This is a genomic window from Streptomyces sp. DT190 (assembly GCF_049846985.1).
In the GTDB taxonomy this organism is placed as follows: Bacteria; Actinomycetota; Actinomycetes; order Streptomycetales; family Streptomycetaceae; genus Streptomyces.
Genome location: NZ_JBNCNM010000089.1, coordinates 1 through 310, shown reverse-complemented (window position 1 = coordinate 310; position 310 = coordinate 1). Strand labels below are relative to the sequence as shown.

At 68.1% G+C, this 310-nt stretch carries 1 protein-coding gene; it reads left to right on the top strand.

From position 1 onward, the window contains the following. A partial coding sequence (locus tag ACPXCS_RS39725; RefSeq protein ID WP_425971258.1) for a HAMP domain-containing protein occupies positions 1-310 on the top strand: 310 nt, incomplete at both ends.

The following is a 310-nucleotide window of genomic DNA, read 5'->3' as shown; positions in this document are numbered from 1 at the left end:
CGACCAGCTCTCCGCCTTCGCCGACGAGGTCACCCGCGTCGCCCGCGAGGTCGGCACCGAGGGCAACCTCGGCGGCCGGGCCCAGGTCAGGGGCGTCTCCGGCGTCTGGAAGGACCTCACCGACAACGTCAACTTCATGGCGGACAACCTCACCTCGCAGGTGCGGAACATCGCCCTCGTGTCGACCGCGGTCGCGCAGGGCGACCTCGGCAAGAAGATCACGGTGGAGGCCAAGGGCGAGATCCTGGAGCTGAAGTCGACGATCAACACGATGGTCGACCAGCTCTCCGCCTTCGCCGACGAGGTCACC